We start from the raw sequence: 18911 nt of genomic DNA, 5'->3' as shown, positions 1-18911 counted from the left end.
CCACCATTCAGGGGGATCACATGCAGGGTCTGATGCAGCTCACCGAGCTTGGGTTGCCACACATCTTCGAGCGGGCCGAGCGGTACTTCCCGGAGAAGGAGGTCGTCACCGCGACCCCGACGGGTCTGCAGCGCGCCACCTACGGCGAGTGGGCCGAACGTTCGAGGCGCCTCGGAGGGGTGCTCGACCGGCTCGGCATCAGCTCTGACGGGCGGGTGGGCACCTTCGCATGGAACACCCAGCGTCACCTCGAGCTGTGGTTCGCCGTGCCCTGCTCGGGTCGGGTCCTGCACACCCTCAACATCCGGCTGTTCCCCGACCAGCTCACCTATGTGGTGAACCACGCCGAGGACGAGGCGATCTTTGTCGACCTGTCGCTCATGGGGCTTCTCGGTCCACTGTTGCCCACCTTCACCACCGTGAAGCACCTGGTGGTCATGAACGACACCGGCGGCGAGATCCCCGAGATCGACGCCGACATCGAGGTCCACGACTACGAGGAGCTACTCGCCGCGGCGTCGCCGGTCGAGTGGAAGGTCGAGGACGAGAACCAGGCCGCGTCGATGTGCTACACGAGTGGCACCACGGGCAACCCCAAGGGCGCGGTGTACTCGCACCGCTCGATCTTCCTGCACACCTTCGGTGCGATGGCCGCCGACGGGGTCGGCATCCGCGAGTCCGACGTCATCCTGCCCGTGGTGCCGATGTTCCACGCCAACGCGTGGGGCCTCGCCCACGTGGCGGTGGCAACCGGAGCCAAGATCGTCATGCCGGGCCCCGACCTCTCGCCGGGTGCGCTGCTGGGTCTGATCGAGACCGAGCGGGTCACCGTCGCCGCCGGGGTCCCCACCATCTGGATGGGCGTGCTCGACGCCCTCGACGGCCACGACGTGTCGTCGCTGCGGGCCATCCCCTGTGGCGGTTCGGCGGTGCCCAAGGCTCTGTCGGAGGGGTTCCGGGCCAAGATCGGCATGCCGATCCTCCAGGCCTGGGGCATGACCGAGACCAGTCCCATCGCCTCGGTGTGCACCATCAAGTCGAGCCTCGGCGACCTCTCGGAGGAGGAGGCAGCCGACCTGCGCACCACCGTCGGGATCGTGTCGTTCGGGGTCGAGATGCGGGTGGTCGATCCCGACTCCCTCGAGGAGCAGCCCTGGGACGGCGAGGCCTCCGGTGAGCTGCAGGTGCGGGGGCCGTGGGTGATCCGCGAGTACTACGCCGACGAGCGCTCACCCGAGTCGTTCACCTCTGACGGTTGGCTCAAGACCGGCGACGTCGCCACTGTCGACCCCAACGGCTACATCCGCCTGGTCGACCGCACCAAGGACGTCATCAAGTCGGGCGGCGAGTGGATCAGCTCGGTCGAGCTCGAGAACGAGATCATGGCCCACCCCGCAGTGGCCGAGGCCGCAGTCATCGGTATCTCTCATCCCAAGTGGCAGGAACGCCCGCTCGCCTGCGTGGTGGTGCGCGAGGGTGCCAGCCTCACCAAGGACGAGCTGATGGAGTTCCTCGCTCCGCGCGTGGCCAAGTGGTGGCTGCCCGACGACGTGCAGATCGTCGACGAGATCCCCAAGACCTCGGTCGGCAAGTTCTCCAAGAAGGACCTGCGGGCCAAGTTCGACGACTACGAGCTGCCTGCCTGACCAGGCTCGCCTCGGCGGCGCCGATCAGCAGGTGAACGACCAGGTGGCTTCGCGGTCGCCGCTGGAGACTTCGATGCCCACCGCGCCCACCGTTGTGTTGCCCTCGGCGCCGTTGGGGAGCACGTCGATGACGAACTCGCCGTCGGGGGCGTACTGCGACGAGTACAGCGCGTGCGGTTCGTCGATCTCGACCGAGATCGAGTTGAGGCCGGCGAGCGACTCATCCTCGAAGTACCCGACCGACATGACGACCTCTCCGTCAGCCGAGTACCCGACGAAATCGCGATCGTTGGGGAACCCGGAATCGCCGAGACCGCAGTCGCGCACGTCGGGGAACTCATAGACGACCCCGTCGATGGTCGCTGTGCCCATGGCGTTGCCGCTGCTGCTACCGCTGCTGTCGTCGTTGCTGCTGCTGTCGTCGTCGCTGCCGGTGTCGGTCTCGTCTGTAGCCGGTGTGTCTGGTGCCGCGTCGTCGCTGTCGTCGCCGCAGCTACCGAGCAGCATCACACCGAGCACCGTCATTGCCAAGATCGTTCGCACCCGAACCCCCACCTTCGCCCGTCCCGTCCTGGAGTGCGAAGTGTAGATGCTCGTAGCGCCCAGTGAGAGGAGTCCTCGATGTCGAGTGCGGGTAGCGTCTGCGACATGACATCGCTCGGGGAGGGACGCCCGCGACGCCGATGAGCACCGCGGGGCTCGCCGCCTATGGCTGGGACGAAGGCTGGGCAGCCGCGCTCGAGGTAGTGGCCGACCGAGGAGGAGCTCGGCCCGAGCCGGGCCGTGTCGTGCGCCACGACGGCGTCGCCCTCACCGTCGCGACCTCCGACGGAACCGACCAGTACCCCATGCGGATCGACGCACCGGCAGCGGTGGGGGACTGGGTCGTGGTTCGCGACGGTGCGGTCGCCCACCTGTTGCCCCGCCGGTCTCTGCTGCGGCGGCGCGACCCCGACAAAGGGGTCGAGCAGCTGTTGGCCGCGAACATCGACATCGTGGGCGTCGTGTGCGGCCTGGACCGGCCCGTGAAGGACGGCCGCATCCAGCGAGCCTCGCTGCTGGCCCGCGATGCCGGGGCCGAGCCCCTCGTGGTGCTCACCAAGGCCGACCTGGTGGAGGACGTGGACCGGGTGGTCGACGAGGTCGAGTCGGCCAGCCCGGGTGTCGACGTGGTGGTGGTCTCGGTCCCCGACTCCGAGGGGATCGACGATCTGCGCCGTCGTCTCGTCGGTCGGACGGTGGTCCTCATCGGGGAGTCGGGAGCGGGCAAGTCGACCTTGGTCAACCTGCTGGCCGGAGACGACGTGGCCGCCACCGGCGAGGTGCGGCGCGGCGACGCCAAGGGGCGCCACACCACCACCGCCCGCGAGCTCTACCTGCTGGCGACCGGCGGTGTGATCATCGACTCGCCCGGCATCCGGTCAGTGGGCGTGTGGGGTGACCCCGCGGCGGTCGCCGCGTCGTTCACCGACATCGCCGAGCTGGCCAGGTCCTGCCGCTTCTCCGACTGCTTCCACGACTCCGAACCGGGCTGCGCGGTGCGAGAGGCGGTCGACTCGGGAGACCTGGCCCGCTCCCGGTTCCAGGCCTGGCAGGCGCTGGCCGGAGAGGCCGCCGAGGCCGAGGAACGAGCCGAGGTGACCGCCCGCCGGGAGGCCCGACGCTCCCGACGCTGACGCGCGGCATCAACCAGTGCGGTCGAGCCACCCGGCGACGGCTCGCGCGTAGTGCCGGTAGTCGGTGGTCACGCTCGCGATGGCCGCGGTCGAGCCCGCGAGGCTGTCGAGGTCGGACAGGGTGTCGGCCATCGTGCGGAGCCGCCTCAGCACGATGGCGCGATCGAGTCGCACGGGACTCATCCCGCGAGCGCCTGGCGGTCGAGCAGATCGATGCGGTCGGTCCCGCTCATCTCGGTCAGTCGGTCGAGCAGGTCGAGAGCCCGCGAGTCGCCTTCGAACCAGACGGACACGTCGATGTCGTTGGGGTCAGTGGACGGATCGACGGCGGATCCGAAGACGCCGAGAAGCCGCACGTCGAGCTCGGTGCACACAGCGTCGACGCGACCATCGTCCGACGCGCGCATCAGCTCGTCGAGGGCTTCACGAACCACGCTGGCCATGCGGTCAACCCTACCGATGCCGGCATCGGCCCGGCCGCCGTTACTCTGCACACCGTGTACCGGTTCGCCGTGCGTCCCCGATGGATCTTGTCGCACCTGCTGGCGCTGTTCATCGTGGCGGGCTGTGTCGTCGCGGGGTTGTGGCAGCTCGACCGCCTGGAGCAGCGGCGGGAGGTCAACGAACGTGAGGCATCGCGGTCCGAGCAACCGGTGGTGCCGATCAGCGAGCTGGTCGGGCCAACCGACAGCGAGGACGACATCGACGAGGTCGAGCTCCGCACGGTGGAGGTCGACGGTGTCTATCAGCTCGACGACCAGGTCACGGTCTCGAATCGCACCTACGAGGGAGCGCCGGGGTACTGGGTGCTGACCCCGCTGGTCACCGACGAGGGCACGGGTGTGGTGGTGAACCGCGGCTGGGTTCCCATGGCCGTCGGCGACGGCGAACGGATCGTCGAGGCGCACCCGCCCGCGGGCGAGGTGACCGTGGTCGGCTCGGTCACCGCCAGCCAGCAGCGGGGCAGCTTCGGTGCCACCGATCCCGCCGAAGGGCGACTCGAACGTCTGGCCCGGGCCGACGTCGGCCGCCTCGCCGCACAGGTCGACTACCCGGTGCTGCCGGCCTATGTCACCTTGTCGGGCCAGACCCCGGCGCAGCCCGGGCAGGTTCCGGTCCCGGTCGAGCCGGTCGAACTCGGCGAAGGGCCACACCTCGGGTACGCGTTCCAGTGGTTCACCTTCGCCACGATTGCCGCGTTCGGCTACCCGCTGGTGCTGCGCAAGGTGGCTCGTGAACGGGCAGCAGAGGCTCGGGGTCACGCGAAGCCGCCGCGCCGCAGGTCGGCCCAGGTCCCGGTCGACGACTGAGCATGGCTGGTCGGGCGACGATCTCCGGTGCCCGCCTGGCCGCCGGCGCGCTGGCGGTCGTTGCCGCATTGGTGGTGCTCAACATCGTCTGGACTCCCGATGACGGTACGACCGACCCGCCGCAGGAGCCCGACCCGCCGCAGGAGCCCGACGACGCAGCGGAGCCCGACGAGACCGACCCCACCACCAGCCTCCCGCCTTCGTCGGAGCCCGGCACCGGGCCGACACCCGGGGCTTCGCCGTTCGCCGCGATCGAGGGGTTCGAGGACCGATGGCTGGTGATCACCGACAGCGGCGCCGGCGAGATCCTTCAAGCCCCGTTGGGGGGTGGGGTCGTCAGCGAGGTGCAGGTGGACTTCCACCGGGCCCAGGTCGGTTTCCCGGCCGTGCTCGTCCGTGGCGTGCTCGTGAGCCCGATGGGTGGGTTGTCGCTGCACGACGGCCGGTGGTGGTCGCTGAGCAACCTCGGCGACGCCGGCTCGGGCCGCGGTCGGGTCGTCGGGTCGACGAGCAGGGGCAGCGCGCTGATCGCCGCCGGCGATCGACTGGTGGAGTGGTGGACCGACGATATGCGTCGCCAGGAAGGGGTGCAGTCGCCGGTCGTCGCCCGCGGCCAGGGCGAGGTCGCCGGGGTCGCGGGGCGCCAGGTCGTGCACGACGGTCCGAGCGGCATCTTCCGGTTCGACCTCGACGATCGGTCCGTCGTCGGGTTGGGTCCCGGGGAGGTGCGTGCGGTCGGCGCCGGTGTCGCGCTGGTCCGCGTCTGCGACGAGCAGCTCCGGTGTGAGCGGCGCGTCATCGATCTCGCCGACGGCGCGACCCGCTCGGTGGTCGATCCCACCATCGGCGGCGCCGAAGTCGTCGGGCCGGCCGAGCCGCTGTGGGGTCACCGGTTCTCACCCGACGGCCAGCGCCTTGCACTGGTTCTCCGCGACGGGGTGGCGGTGATCGACGTGGACACCGGCGAGGTCCTCGGTGTGGTCGAGACGCCCATCCCCGAACGATTCGTCCGCGGGCCCGCCACGGTCCTGTGGGCGCCCGACGCCTCCGCAGGACTCGTGATGCTCCCCACCGCGCCGTCCGATGCCGATGAGCCCGACCGGATCGTGGTCGCCTGGTTCGATCGCGACGCCGGTGAGGTCCGCCGTCTCGACGACCTGTCCGCTGCGCTCGGCGCGCCCGGGAGCGGGCCCCACCAGTTCTTGCTGAGCGACACCGGGTTCGGGCCCGAGGGCAGATGAGTCGGTCGCCCTGCCCTTCCTGTGGCACCGTCCGTGGACCGGTCGGCCCGTGTCCGGGGTGCGGAGCGCTTCCCGAGCTGGAGATCGAAGGGACCGGGGCGGCCGGGCCGGGCGAACCGGTCAGGGTCACTGCCGGTGGCCGACGCCGACGGGTGGCGGTGCTGGTCGTGATCGCGGTGGTGGCGATGGTGGGGATCGGCCTCGTCACCGGTGGCGACGGGGACGGCCCCCAGGTGGCCGAGGATGAACCGGAACCCAGTACGCCGACCACGGGTAGCTCGGTTCCGTCCACGCCACCGGGCACCGGCGACGGGTACGAAGCGGTTGAGGGCTTCGAGGATCAGGTTCTGTTGCAAGTGGCGCCCGACGGCACGGTGGTGCAGTTCCCCCTCGACGGTGAGACGGGTACGCAGGTGATCCGCACCGGCGACCCCGACGACGGGTGGACCGAGGAGCTGCCCCGGGTCCTCATGGAAGATGTGCTCATCAGCCGGTTCGCCGGAGTGTCGCTCTCGGACGGGTCGGTCTGGGGTTCGTCGCTCGGGCCGCCGCACGACGGGCTGCCCGGGCCGTTCGAGACGTGGACGACCACCGACGACACGGTGATCATGCCGTCGGGGCGTTCGTTCACCGAGCTGGACCCGCGTGGCGAGCAGATCGCGGCGTGGGGGTTCCCCTTCGATGGGGTGGGTGGGTCCACCGTCGGGGTCGCCGGTCGACGCCTGATCCACGAGAGCCCCCATGGCATCTACAGCTTCGACCTCGACTCGCGCGAGCTGACCCGGATCGGCCACGGGCGGGTGATGGCAGTGGGGTCCTCACGCCTCGCCGTCGAGACCTGTGGCCGGTCCTTCGACTGTCGGGTCGAGATCCTGGCGGCGAGCGACGGTGCGGTCATGGCCACCTTGCCATCAGGGCTCGAGCTGGCCGGCGACGACTCGACGTACGCGTTCGAGCCGGTCTTCTCGCCTGATGGCAGCCGGCTGGCCCTGGCCACCCGCGGCGGGCTCGCGGTCTTCGACACCGCCACCGGAGGTGGACGGGTGGTGGGCGATGTCGGTGCGGTTCGCTCGGCCGGCGTGGCGCGCCCGACCCGTCGGGTCGGCACGCTCACGGTGCTGTGGAACCCCGACAGCACGCACGCGATGGCCGTCGCCCACCACCACCTCGGTCTCGTCGACGAGCTCGGGGTTGCCGCGGTCCTCACCTTCGATCGAGACCTCACCTCGGTGCACCGCCGCGACGATCTCCGACGCGCCCTGGACGGCTCGGCGGCCCCCAGGGGGGTGCGTGTCGCCCATGTGCTGGGCGACCGGCGCTACGAGCCGCTGTCCCGCTGAGCCAGGAGCGGCCCCGGCCACCCGAGGAGGGTGGGCTGCGCTGGTAACATCGCGTCGGTCTCGCATCAGCCTGCTGCGATCAGTAACACGCCGATTGTCGGCGAGGAGGAGACGAGCGTCATGGCCCGATTCGGACGGGTGCTCACCGCGATGGCGACGCCGTTCGCCGCTGATGGCGCGCTCGACCTCGACGGCGCAGCCACCCTGGCGCGCTGGCTCGTCGATCACGGCAACGACGGTGTCGTGGTCGCCGGCACCACCGGCGAGAGCCCCACGCTCACCGCGGCCGAGCACCTCGATCTCATCCGCACGGTCCGAGAGGCGGTCCCCGACGCGATCGTCATCGGTGGGGCCGGCAGCAACGACACCACCCATGCCATGGCGATGACCAGGACCGCCACCGACATGGGCGTCGACGGCATCTTGTCGGTCACGCCCTACTACAACAAGCCCTCCCAGGCGGGGTTGCTCGCCCACTGGGCGGCGATCGCCGAGTCCACCGATCGCCCGATCATGCTCTATGACATCCCAGGCCGCACCGGTCGCAAGATCGAGTCGGCCACGATGCTCGCTCTGGCCGAGGCGTACCCGAACGTGGTGGCGGTGAAGGACGCTGCCGGCAACCCCGGTGCCACTGCTGCACTGCTGGCTCGGGCCCCCGAGGGCTTCGAGGTCTACAGCGGCGACGACAACATGACCCTGCCACTGCTGGCCGCGGGTGCGGTCGGGGTCGTCGGGGTCGCCACCCACTGGGTGGCCGGCCTCATGGCCCAGATGATCGAGGCCTTCGAGGCAGGCAAGCACGACGAGGCTCGCCGGCTCAACGCCTTGATGATCCCGTCGTTCGAGTTCGAGACCGGCGACGCCGCGCCGAACCCGGTTCCGACCAAGGCCATGTTGCGGCTGATGGGGCTCCCGGGTGGCGCCTGCCGACCGCCGATGGGTCCCGAACCCGACGGGCTCGAGGACATCGGGCGTGCCCTGCTCGACGAGCTGGGGTACTGATGCCGGCACCGGTCAAGATCACCTTCCTCGGAGGCCTGGGCGAGATCGGGCGCAACTGTGCCTGCATCGAGGTCGAGGGCCGCATCATGTTGCTCGACTGCGGACTGATGTTCCCCGACCTCGACATGTTGGGCATCGACCTGGTGCTACCCGACTTCTCCTACCTGCTCGACAACGCCGACCGCATCGAGGCCTGTCTCACCACCCACGGCCACGAAGACCACGTCGGTGGCCTCTCGTACCTGCTGCGCGACGTCTCCTTCCCCGTCTACGGCTCCGAGCTCGCCCTCGGCATCGCCCGGAACCGCATCGAGGAGGCCGGCTTGCTCAAGCGCACCGAGCTCATCCCGGTGCGCGACGGCGAGCGACGCCAGATCGGGCCCTTCGACGTCGAGTTCATCCCCGTCACCCACTCGGTGCCCCACGGGTTTGCCACCGCGTTCCACACGCCCCAGGGCACCATCCTCCACAGCGGCGACTTCAAGCTCGACCTCACCCCGGTCGACGGTCGACTCACCGACCTCGCCCGCATGGGCCAACTCGCCAAGGACGGAGGAGTCCGACTCCTGCTCGCCGACTCGACCAACGCCGAAGAACCGGGTCACTCCCGGTCCGAGTCGTCGGTCGGGGGTGTGCTCTATGACCTGTTCCACGCCCACGAGGGGCGGCGCATCGTCACCGCCAGCTTCGCCAGCCACATCCACCGGGTGCAACAGATCGCCGACGCGGCCATCGCCTTCGACCGCACGGTGGTGACCCTCGGCATGTCCATGAAGAAGAACGTGAAGCTGGCCCGCGACCTCGGCCTGCTCCACATCCCCGACCACGCCATCGCCGACATCGAAGACGTCGCCGACCTCGACCCCGGCCAGGTCTGTGTGATCTCCACCGGCAGCCAGGGCGAGCCCATGTCGGCGCTGGCCCGCATGGCCGCCGGCGAGAGCAAGTTCTTGAAGATCACCCCCGACGACACCGTCATCCTCAGCTCGCACCCCATCCCCGGCAACGAGATGAACGTCAGCAAGGTCATCGACGGGCTGGTGCGACTCGGCGCCGATGTCGTCCACTCCGGGATCTCCGACGTGCACGCCACCGGTCACGCCAAGGCCGGCGAGCTCGAGACGCTCCACTCGATCGTGCAGCCCGAGTGGTTCATCCCCGTCCACGGCGAGTATCGCCACATGGTCGCCCACACCAAGGTGGCCTCCGCGGTCGGGATGGACCCCGACCACATCCTGCTGTGCGAGGACGGCGACTCGGTGGTGCTCTCCGACGACGGCCTGAAGCGGGGTGACCCGGTGCCGGCCGGCTATCTCTACGTCGACGGCATCGTGGGCGACGTCAGCCATGGGGTGCTGCGCGACCGTCGGGTCTTGGCCGAGGAAGGCGTGGTGGTCGTGGTCGTCGCGATCGACGTGATGGCCGGGACGGTCATCACCGGTCCCGAGCTCATCACCCGGGGCTGGATCCACGCCCCCGAGGCCGAGGACCTGCTCGACGAGGCCACCACGGTCGTGCGCGAGGCCATCGAGGACGCGCTGGTCAACGAGGGCCGCGACATCGAGACCATCCAGCGGGTGGTGCGCCGGGCCGCGGGCCGGTTCGTGAACAAGCGGACCAAGCGCCGTCCGATGATCGTCCCCGTGGTCATGGAGGCCTGACGGATCAGCCCCTCTTCGGCTCCCGGCCTTCTGTGAAGGGTTTCGCACCCATGCGGTTGGAAACTCTTCACAGAACGCGTTGGGGGGGGTCATGCGGTGGAGGCGGACTTGGCCCGGGGGGCTCAGGTGGGGCTGATCACCCAGACGGTGGCGGCTCCGCAGTCGGTGGGGTCGTCGGAGTCGGGGAGCACCTGTCCGGACCCGCCACCCAGCTCGAGCTGCTGGTCGACCACCGCAACCACCTCACCCCGACCGTCGACCACGCGGACCGGGTCCGGCAGCGCCCGGTAGCCGAACGGCCAGATCGGCTTGGTGCGACTGCCGTCGCTCGCCTCGAGGTACAGGCACTCACGGCCCGCATCGAACCGCAGGGTGAACCGACCCAGCGCGTCCATGCCACCCGATCCTCGCGGCTGGGTGGTGACGGTGATCTCGTTCTCGGCTGGCGGCAACTCCAGTTGCTCGACCGGGCCGTCGAGCACCTCGACGTTGGCGCGGATCTCCACCCGGTCACCCCACGTCGTCTCGATCTCGTCACGGAGGCCCTGGTCGATCTGGTCGAAGGCGACGACGACCCGGTTCGCCGCGACGTCGACGCTGCCGCTGAGCACCACCCATCCCTGGTCTGCCCACGACGGCCAGCGCTGTGACATCTCCTCGAGGGTGGAGTCGAGCTCGGCCAGGGTGTGCTCGAACCCCAGGTCGGCAACACAGACACCCTGGATCCCCCGGTCATCGAGAGCGGCGCGGTGCGCCCCGACGTCGTCGGTGACGACCATCACCAACACGTCGTCGGCCAGCCACACGCCGGCGAGATGCTCGGGGATCGACTCGACGTAGTCGTCGAAGGCCTCGTCGTCCTGCCACACCTCGTCGGGCTGGTCACCCTCTGCTCGGCAGGGGTTGGTGAGCCCGGACCGGTCTCGGGGCCCGGGCTCGACCGTGTCGAGGTCGATGGTGTCGCGGTCCCAGGTGCCGGTCGCGACGACCGAACCCGAACGCGTCCCGGGCTCGGGGTCGTCGACGACCGGCCAACAGGGAGCGACCGCGCCGGGACAGAGCAGCCAGCCCTCGTCGGTCTCCTCGATGGCGCCGATGACCCGCACCGGGACCGAGGGGCCGGGTTCGACCGTCGACGGGGGCTGCTCACCTTCGTTCGGACCCGCGTCGTCGTCGCCACCGCAGGCGGCGAGGATGAGGGTCAGGGCCAGGGCGACACCCACCGATCGGTGCATCGCCCGACCGTATCCGGTGGCGACGGCGCCACCGGTCGCGCCCGAGGATGCTTGACCTCGACCGGTGGGGCGGCGACCATGGATGGTGGGTGGAGCCTGCCGATCCTTCGCGTCCGAGGTGCCTGTGGCCACCAAGCAGTCCTCCCGTCCCCGTTCCACCACCACATCCAGCACCAAGGCCGCACCTCGGCCGCCGGTGCTGCGCACCGCGTTCGAGGGCCACGTCCTCGATGCGTGGGGTCTCATCCTGTTGACCCTCGGGTTGGTGGCGGGTCTCGGCACCTACTTCGAGATCGCCGGCCCGGCCGGCACCACGATCGACACCGGGGCGGGAGCGCTGGTTGGTCTGCTCCGTTACGTGATCCCGGTTGCCCTGGTGGTGGCGGGGATCGCCCTGGTTCGCCAGCAGGTCGCCACCGAGGACCGTGGCGCCGCTGTCCGCGTGGCGGTCGGCGCGGCGCTGGTGCTGGTCGGGGTGACCGGTCTCCTCCACGTCTGGGTCGATGCGCCCGACGACGTGACCGGGGTCGACGCCCTGATCGATTCCGGTGGGTTCCTCGGCGCTGCCACCGGCGCGCCGCTCGAGGCCGTCGCCTGGGTCTGGGGGGCGACGTTGGTGCTCGTCACCGTCACCGTGCTGGGGCTGGTGGTCATCACCCACATCCCCGTCCGCACCGTGCTCGCCGCCGTGGCCTCGGCGCTCCGGTTCGTCGTGCGGGGCGCAGGCACGGGCATCGGCGCCCTCATGCGGGCCCCGGGTGAGCGCGCCGATGGCTCCGCCCAGTTCCAGGATGACGGTCACCCAGGCGGGCCCGGCACCGCGGGTGAGACGCCGACCATGGTGGTCGGCGGCCACGCCATCGATCTCACCACCTCCGAGGTTGCTCCCGACGGCTCGCCGTCGCCAGATCTGTTCGACCAGGACCAAGGCGGCCCGAAGGCCACGCGGCGGCGTCGCCCACCGGCGCCGGCCGCCGATTCAACCGGCGCCGCCGGCGATCGCACCGATGCCGAGCAGCTCCACATCGATCTCGGGCCGGCCGCGGCGTCATCGCCCTGGAAGCTGCCGAAGCCCGAGGTCCTGCGCAAGGCCGGACCCCACCGGGTCGACCAGAAGGCGGTCGAGGACACCGGTCGGGTGCTCGAACAGGCCCTGGCCGAGCACGGCGTCGAGACACGCCTGGTGGGGATGGTGGTCGGACCCACCGTGACCCGCTACGAGCTCGAGCTCGGGCCGGGGGTCAAGGTCGCCCGGGTCACCAGCCTCCACAAGGACATCGCCTATGCCATGGCGTCGCCCGACGTGCGCATCCTGGCCCCCATCCCCGGGCGTCAGGCCATCGGCGTCGAGGTCCCCAACTCCCGGCGAGAGATCGTCGCCCTCGGCGATCTGCTCGTCACCCCCGAGGCCAAGGCGGCCAAGCACCCCCTCGAGGTCGCGGTCGGTCGCGACATCAACGGCTCGTCGGTGATGCTGAACCTGGCCCAGATGCCCCACGTGCTCATCGCCGGGGCCACCGGAGCGGGCAAGTCGTCGTGCATCAACTCGGTGGTCACCTCGATGCTCATGCGGGCCACACCCGATCAGGTGCGCATGATCCTCGTCGATCCCAAGCGAGTCGAGCTCACCCAGTACTCCAAGCTGCCCCATCTGCTCACCGAGGTCGTCGTCGACCCCAAGAAGGCCGCGAACGCCCTCGACTGGGCCGTGCGGGAGATGGACCGCCGCTACGAGCTGCTCGAAGCGGTCCGGGTCCGCGACATCACCGGCTACAACGCCGCGTACGACCGCGGCGACCTGCGTGACGCCCCGGGCGCGGGAGAGCTCGGCCCCGACGGCGAACCGCTCGAGTACCAGCGCCTGCCGTTCATCGTGATCGTGGTCGACGAGCTCAACGACCTGATGATGGTCGCCGCCCGCGACGTCGAGGCCAGCATCTGCCGCATCGCCCAGAAGGCCCGGGCGGTGGGCATCCACCTGGTGCTGGCCACCCAGCGGCCATCGGTCAACGTCATCACCGGTCTCATCAAGGCCAACATCCCCAGCCGCATCGCCTTCGCGGTCTCGAGCCTCGCCGACAGCCGGGTCATCCTCGACCAGGCCGGCGCCGAGCGCCTCATCGGCAAGGGCGACATGTTGATGCTCACCGCCACGTCGTCGGTCGCCCAGCGGGTGCAGGGTGCATGGGTCACCGAGGAGGAGGTCCGCGACGTCGCCAAGGCGTGGCGCAAGCAGGCCCCCGAGATCGCCTACAACGAGGAGGTCCAGGCCGAGAGCGAAGGTGCCGCACTGGGCTTGGCCGGCACCGGCGGCGGTGGTGGTGGAGCCTCCGGGGGCGACGATGACGACGACCTGTTGAACCAGGCGATGGAGCTGGTGGTGCGCAGCCAGCTCGGCTCGACCTCGATGCTGCAACGCAAGTTGCGGGTCGGCTTCGCTCGCGCCGGCCGCCTCATGGACCTGCTCGAACAACGGGGCGTGGTCGGCCCGTCCGAGGGTTCCAAGGCCAGGGCGGTGCTGATGACCCCCGAAGAGCTCGCAGGCGCTGGCTCCTCCGACCACGACGATGCCGATGCAGACGAGGTCGAGCACATCTCCTAGCGTCCGATCCCGTGATTCTCGACATCGTCCTCGTGGCGGTCGGCTTGGTGTTCCTGACCAAGGCGGCCGATCAGTTCGTGCTCGGCGCGGCGCGCATCGCCCTGGTCCTGCGCATCTCCGCGGTGGTGGTCGGTGCGGTCGTCGTCGGGTTCGGGACCTCGGCGCCCGAGATGCTGGTCTCGGGGGTCGCCGCGTTCCAGGGCGACCCCGAGGTCGGCGTCGGCAACGTCGTCGGGTCCAACGTCGCCAACCTCACCCTCGTGCTCGGCGCGGCCGCGCTGATCGTGCCCGTCGGCATCGCCGGCTCGACGTTGCGCAAGGAGACCCCACTGATGGTGGGGTCGGTCGTGCTGTTCGCCATCTTCGTCCAGGGCGGGATCAGCTGGTGGGAGGCGGTGGTCCTCCTGGTGGCACTGGTGGCCAGCCTGGGCGTCATCATCACCTCGGGCGGGACGACCCCCGATCCCGACCTCGAGCGCGAGGTGGCCGAGTTCACCCACCGGGCCCACATGCCGCGTCTGCGGGTCGAGGTGCTGCGCACCGTCGCCGGCCTGGTCGGTACCGTCGTCGGGGCCCAGCTCCTCGTGATGGGCGCGGTCGGCATCGCCGATGCAGCGGGGCTGTCGGGCGGGTTCGTCGGGTTCACCCTGGTGGCCATCGGCACCTCGTTGCCCGAGCTGGTCACCGCCATCGCGGCGGCTCGGGCCGGGGAGCCCGACCTCATCGTCGGCAACCTGTTGGGCAGCAACCTGTTCAACTCGCTGGCGGTCGGCGCGGTGCTCGTGCTGGCCGGGACCGGCGACCTCGAGGCGCCACGGCTGCTCGGTGTCGGCGTCCTCGCCATGGTCGCGGTCGGGTTCGGCACCTGGGTGTTGATGATCACCGGGCGACAGGTCACGCGGTGGGAGGGTGCGTTCCTCCTCGCCGTCTACGCGGGGTCGGTCGTGCTCGTCGGTCCATCCGGCTGATCGACACCGGCGGGCGGTCCACGTGGGACCATGGCCGGCACGGTCCGACGAACGGGGGATCCACATGACCGAGGTGCGAGAGCTGGCGACAGGGCTGCGGTTCCCGGAGGGTCCGGTGGTGATGGCCGACGGGTCGATCGTGGTGTGTCAGATCGCGGGAGGCGTGGTGAGCCGCGTCGCCCCCGACGGCACGGTCTCGAACCTGGCCGAGGGGCTGCCCGGCCCCAACGGTGCGGCGCTCGGTCACGACGACGCGCTGTATGTGTGCGACAACGGAGGCAACTTCGACTTCGTCGACCTGGGCGAGGTGCTCGTGCCCGGACCGACGACGCCCGACACCTGGGTGGGAGGCTCGATCCGGCGCATCGATCTCACGAGCCGTCAGATCACCACCCTCTACACGGGCTGCGACGGCGAGGCCCTGCACGCGCCGAACGACCTGGTGGTCGATGCCCGAGGCGATCTCTGGTTCACCGACTACGGACGCACGTTCCGCAACACGCGCGACCGCGGGCAGGTGTATCACGCCACCGCCGACGGCGCCTCGATCCGCGAGGTCATCGCTCCCCTCGACTCTCCCAACGGCATCGGACTGTCACCATCGGATGATCGGGTCTACGTCGCCGAGACCCACCACGGGAGGTTGTTGGCGTGGGACGTGCCCGCTCCCGGGGAGGTGGCCTCCACCGACGGGCTCAACGCCGGGGGCCAGGTGCTCTGTCACCCGGGGGCCGGGAAGCTGTTCGACTCGCTCGCGGTCGATCCCGAGGGCTGGATCTGCGTCGGCACGCTCGGCATCGGCGGGATCACTGCGGTGTCACCCGACGGTGCCCGTGTCGAGTTCGTCGAGCTCCCCGATCCGTTGGTCACCAACATCTGCTTCGGCCCCGACGACCCCAACACCGCGTACGTCACGATGTCGGCCACAGGGGTGCTGGCTGCCATCGACTGGCCGTCCCACGCCGGCTGACCACGCGGTGGCCGCCGAGCCCGGCTGAGGTCCGCCTTCGGCCCCCAGGTAGGCTTGTGCGGTCATGGCCAGGAGCTATTGGGTCGAGACCCTCGGCTGTCCGAAGAACCAGGTGGACTCCGACAAGCTGGTCGGCACCCTCACCGCCGACGGGCTCGTCGCCGCGTCCCGGCCCGAGGACGCCGACCTGGTCGTGGTCAACACCTGCGCCTTCATCGAAGATGCCCGCCAGGAGTCGATCGACACCGTGCTGGCCCTGTCCGACCAGCGTCGCGACGGCGCCGAGATCGTGGTCACCGGGTGCATGGCCGAACGCTACGGCGACGAACTGGCCGAGGCGCTGCCCGAAGCCGATGCGGTCGCGGGGTTCGGGGTGCCGGTCACCCTGGGGCCGACCCGTCCCGACCGCGGTTCCACCGGTGATGCGGTTCCCAGCGCGGTCCCCAGCTTCGACCTGTTGAACCTGCCCCGCCCGCCCTCCACCGCTCCCTGGGCCTACGTGAAGGTGGCCGAGGGCTGTGACCGGGCGTGTGGGTTCTGCGCCATCCCCAGCTTCCGTGGCCCGCAGCGGTCCCGCAGCATCGACTCGATCCTGGCTGAGGTCGATGGACTGGGAGCGACCGAGGTGGTGCTGGTCGCCCAGGATCTGGCCTCGTTCGGCCGCGACCAGGGGGTAGGCGAGCGCGCGATCGTGCCGCTCGTCGAGGCGGTGGCCGCCCGGGTCCCGTGGGTGCGGCTCCTCTACCTGTACCCGTCGGATCTCACCGACGCCCTGGTCGACGCCATTCTGGCCACCGATGTGGCCTACTTCGACCTCAGCCTCCAGCACGTGTCGCGCCCGTTGATGCGGCGGATGCGGCGGTGGGGCGACGGCGAGCGGTTCCTCGACCGCATCGCCACGATCCGGGCACGTAACGAACACGCCGCGTTCAGGTCCAACTTCATCGTGGGGTACCCGGGCGAGACCGAAGACGACCACGACCGACTGCTGCACTTCGTCGAGGAGGCCCAGCTCGACTGGTGCGGCTTCTTCGCCTACTCGGCCGAGGCCGGCACCTATGCCGCCGGCCTCGACGGAGTGGTGCCCCACGGGCTGGTCGCCGAGCGCCTCGCCGAGCTCACCGAGATGCAGGATGCCATCACCGCGTCCCGCCGCACCGGGCTCATCGGGTCGACCCTCGAGGTGCTCGTCGACGAGCCCGGTGTCGCCCGCAGCCACCGCGAAGCCCCCGAGATCGACGGTGTCATCACCGTTCCCGACCACCTCGAGGTCGGCCGGTTCCATCGGGTGGTGGTGACCGAATCGCTCGGCCCCGATCTCGTCGCTGCAGAGTCGTCGGCCGCTGTGGTGGGAGCCCGGCCATGAGGACGGCGGGGCGATGACCGATACGGCGTTCGGTCCGACGGCGCTGGCGACGCCGGCCAACTACGTCACCATCGCGCGCCTGCTCATCTCGCCGGTGCTGCTGGTGTCGATCACCGAGGCCGGTGCGTCGTGGTGGGTCTTCGCCGCCTGGACGCTCCTGTGCCTCACCGACGGGTTCGACGGCTACCTCGCCCGCCGTCACGGCACCACCCGTTCGGGTGCCTTCCTCGATCCGCTCGCCGACAAGGTGCTGGTGCTCGGCGCCATGGCTGCGCTGGTCGCCATCGGGCGGTTCGCGCTCGTGCCAGTGGTCCTCATCGCCGTGCGTGAGGTGGCGATCAGCATGTACCGCTCGTACTGGGCCCGCCGGGGGTTGACGATCCCCGCCCGGACCAGCGCCAAGCTCAAGACCCTCACCCAGCAGCTCGCGGTGGGGTTCGCCCTCATCCCCTTGGCATCCAACCCGGCATGGCTGGCCGACGGCCTCCTGTGGGCCGCAGTCGTGCTCACCGTCGGTACCGGCCTGCACTACCTCTACGACGGCAGCCGGGCCGCCGAGGTGGGCTGAGGTCTCCCAGCGCGCCCCCTCGTCGTTCTCCGGGCCGGCGCTACCGGTAGCCTCACCGCTCATGCGCTGTGAAGTGATCGCTGTCGGGACCGAGCTGCTGTTGGGTCAGATCGTCGACACCAACTCGTCGTGGATGGGTGAGCACCTTGCGCTCGCAGGCATCGACAGCCACTTCCAGACCAAGGTGGGCGACAACCACGACCGCATGGTGAGCGCGCTGCGGGTGGCCCTCGACCGCAGCGACGCGGTGATCATGTGCGGTGGGTTGGGTCCCACCCAGGACGACATCACCCGGGAGGTCCTCGCCGACGTCATGGGGGTCGAGCTGGTTCGCGACGAGGCGATCGAGGCACGGATCCGAGCGATGTTCGGATCGCGGGGCCGGACGATGTCGGCCAACAACCTGCGTCAGGCTCTGATCCCCGAGGGTGCCTCGACCATCGCTGAGATGCCGGGCACCGCGCCGGGCCTGGTCTGTCCGATGGCGGGTCCGTACGAGGGCAAGGTCGTCTACGCCGTTCCCGGGGTCCCCTACGAGATGAAGGAGATGGTGGCAGGCACCGTCATCCCCGACCTGCAGGACCGGGCTGGGGTCACGGCGGTCATCAAGAGCCGGGTGCTGCGCACCTGGGGCCAGTCCGAGTCGGGACTGGCCGAGCTCCTCCACGACGAGATCGAACGCCTCGATGCCGAGCCCAAGGCGACCTTGGCGTTCCTCGCCAGCGGAATCGAGGGGATCAAGGTGCGGATCACCGTCAAGGCCCCCACCGAGGCCGAGGCCGACGAGGCGATCGCGGCGGAGGAGACCATCGTCCGCGAGATCGTCGGCGACATCGTCTTCGGGGTCGACGACGAGACGATGGAGCACGCCGTGATCTCGCTGCTCGGGGACCGGGGGCTCACCCTGGCGGTGGCCGAGTCGGTCACCGGCGGTCTGATCGCGTCGCGCATCACCAATGTGCCCGGGTCATCGAAGGTGTTCCGGGGTGGCGTCGTCGCCTATGGGTCAGCGGTCAAGTTCTCGCTGCTCGACGTACCCGAAGGCCCCGTCGTCTCGGCCGAGGCGGCCGAGGCCATGGCCATCGGAGTGCGTCGACGGTTGGATGCCGATGTCGGCATCGCCGTCACCGGGGTTGCGGGGCCCGAACCCCAGGAGGACCAGCGTCCCGGCACGGTGTTCTTCGGGTTGGCGCTCGGCGACGAGGTCGAGTCCCGCCAGGTGCGGATGCCCGGCGACCGCCACCGGGTGCAGCAGTTCTCGGCCATCTCGGTGCTCGACCTGCTCCGACGTCGCCTGCAGGCCGAGACACCCGATCCATAGGT

At 70.1% G+C, this 18911-nt stretch carries 17 protein-coding genes; 13 read left to right on the top strand and 4 right to left on the bottom strand.

The features are described from left to right. The first annotated feature begins 20 nt into the window (after positions 1-20). Positions 21-1646, top strand: a complete 1626-nt coding sequence (locus U5K29_06095; GenBank protein ID MDZ7678103.1) for a long-chain fatty acid--CoA ligase — start codon at positions 21-23, stop codon at positions 1644-1646. A 24-nt stretch (positions 1647-1670) separates the two neighbouring features. Here U5K29_06095 and U5K29_06090 read toward each other — a convergent pair whose 3' ends face one another. Beyond that, the gene (locus U5K29_06090) at positions 1671-2189 is read right to left on the bottom strand and encodes a hypothetical protein (protein MDZ7678102.1); all 519 of its coding nucleotides are present in this window, start codon (positions 2187-2189) and stop codon (positions 1671-1673) included. Between the two features lie 140 nt (positions 2190-2329). Between U5K29_06090 and rsgA the strand changes: the two genes are divergently transcribed. Continuing rightward, complete coding sequence (gene rsgA, locus U5K29_06085) at positions 2330-3322, top strand: ribosome small subunit-dependent GTPase A (GenBank protein ID MDZ7678101.1); 993 nt, start codon at positions 2330-2332, stop codon at positions 3320-3322. Between the two features lie 9 nt (positions 3323-3331). On the opposite strand, the gene U5K29_06080 is transcribed toward rsgA, so the two are convergent. After that, on the bottom strand, positions 3332-3496 hold the full coding sequence (locus U5K29_06080; protein MDZ7678100.1) for a hypothetical protein: 165 nt from the start codon (positions 3494-3496) through the stop codon (positions 3332-3334). A gap of 5 nt (positions 3497-3501) precedes the next feature. After that, the gene (locus tag U5K29_06075) at positions 3502-3765 is read right to left on the bottom strand and encodes a hypothetical protein (GenBank protein MDZ7678099.1); all 264 of its coding nucleotides are present in this window, start codon (positions 3763-3765) and stop codon (positions 3502-3504) included. 54 nt (positions 3766-3819) lie between these two features. Here U5K29_06075 and U5K29_06070 point away from each other — a divergent pair, with 54 nt between their 5' ends. The 5 genes from U5K29_06070 to U5K29_06050 all read left to right on the top strand — a co-directional run bounded on the left by U5K29_06070 (position 3820) and on the right by U5K29_06050 (position 9879). Further along, the gene (locus U5K29_06070; protein MDZ7678098.1) at positions 3820-4632 is read left to right on the top strand and encodes an SURF1 family protein; all 813 of its coding nucleotides are present in this window, start codon (positions 3820-3822) and stop codon (positions 4630-4632) included. Between the two features lie 2 nt (positions 4633-4634). After that, a complete protein-coding gene (locus U5K29_06065; protein ID MDZ7678097.1) occupies positions 4635-5873 on the top strand; it encodes a hypothetical protein in 1239 nt (412 codons plus the stop codon). Continuing rightward, on the top strand, positions 5870-7213 hold the full coding sequence (locus U5K29_06060) for a hypothetical protein (GenBank protein ID MDZ7678096.1): 1344 nt from the start codon (positions 5870-5872) through the stop codon (positions 7211-7213). The genes U5K29_06065 and U5K29_06060 overlap by 4 nt, the downstream gene beginning before the upstream one ends. A 120-nt stretch (positions 7214-7333) precedes the next feature. Beyond that, positions 7334-8218 carry a 4-hydroxy-tetrahydrodipicolinate synthase gene (gene dapA / locus U5K29_06055; protein ID MDZ7678095.1) on the top strand — a complete coding sequence of 295 codons (885 nt, stop codon included), beginning with the start codon at positions 7334-7336 and terminating at the stop codon, positions 8216-8218. After that, positions 8218-9879 carry a ribonuclease J gene (locus U5K29_06050; protein ID MDZ7678094.1) on the top strand — a complete coding sequence of 554 codons (1662 nt, stop codon included), beginning with the start codon at positions 8218-8220 and terminating at the stop codon, positions 9877-9879. The genes dapA and U5K29_06050 overlap by 1 nt, the downstream gene beginning before the upstream one ends. A 122-nt stretch (positions 9880-10001) precedes the next feature. Here the strand turns inward: U5K29_06050 and U5K29_06045 are convergent, their stop codons facing one another. Next, complete coding sequence (locus U5K29_06045) at positions 10002-11114, bottom strand: hypothetical protein (protein ID MDZ7678093.1); 1113 nt, start codon at positions 11112-11114, stop codon at positions 10002-10004. A gap of 124 nt (positions 11115-11238) precedes the next feature. On the opposite strand from U5K29_06045, the gene U5K29_06040 reads away from it, so the two are divergent. From U5K29_06040 to U5K29_06015, 6 genes are all read left to right on the top strand, one after another. After that, positions 11239-13716, top strand: coding sequence for a DNA translocase FtsK (locus tag U5K29_06040; protein MDZ7678092.1), 2478 nt, complete (start codon positions 11239-11241; stop codon positions 13714-13716). Between the two features lie 11 nt (positions 13717-13727). Beyond that, the gene (locus U5K29_06035; GenBank protein ID MDZ7678091.1) at positions 13728-14684 is read left to right on the top strand and encodes a calcium/sodium antiporter; all 957 of its coding nucleotides are present in this window, start codon (positions 13728-13730) and stop codon (positions 14682-14684) included. A gap of 64 nt (positions 14685-14748) precedes the next feature. Continuing rightward, on the top strand, positions 14749-15654 hold the full coding sequence (locus U5K29_06030) for an SMP-30/gluconolactonase/LRE family protein (protein MDZ7678090.1): 906 nt from the start codon (positions 14749-14751) through the stop codon (positions 15652-15654). Positions 15655-15718: 64 nt separating this feature from the next. Beyond that, complete coding sequence (gene rimO / locus U5K29_06025; GenBank protein MDZ7678089.1) at positions 15719-17020, top strand: 30S ribosomal protein S12 methylthiotransferase RimO; 1302 nt, start codon at positions 15719-15721, stop codon at positions 17018-17020. A 13-nt stretch (positions 17021-17033) separates the two neighbouring features. Then, positions 17034-17588, top strand: a complete 555-nt coding sequence (locus tag U5K29_06020) for a CDP-alcohol phosphatidyltransferase family protein (protein MDZ7678088.1) — start codon at positions 17034-17036, stop codon at positions 17586-17588. Between the two features lie 61 nt (positions 17589-17649). Further along, a complete protein-coding gene (locus tag U5K29_06015; protein ID MDZ7678087.1) occupies positions 17650-18909 on the top strand; it encodes a competence/damage-inducible protein A in 1260 nt (419 codons plus the stop codon). The last annotated feature ends 2 nt before the right edge of the window (positions 18910-18911 follow it).

It is taken from the genome of Acidimicrobiales bacterium (assembly GCA_034521975.1).
Lineage (GTDB): Bacteria > Actinomycetota > Acidimicrobiia > Acidimicrobiales > SKKL01 > SKKL01.
The sequence above is the reverse complement of the archived record's forward strand: the minus strand, read 5'-3'. Positions and strand labels throughout refer to the sequence as shown.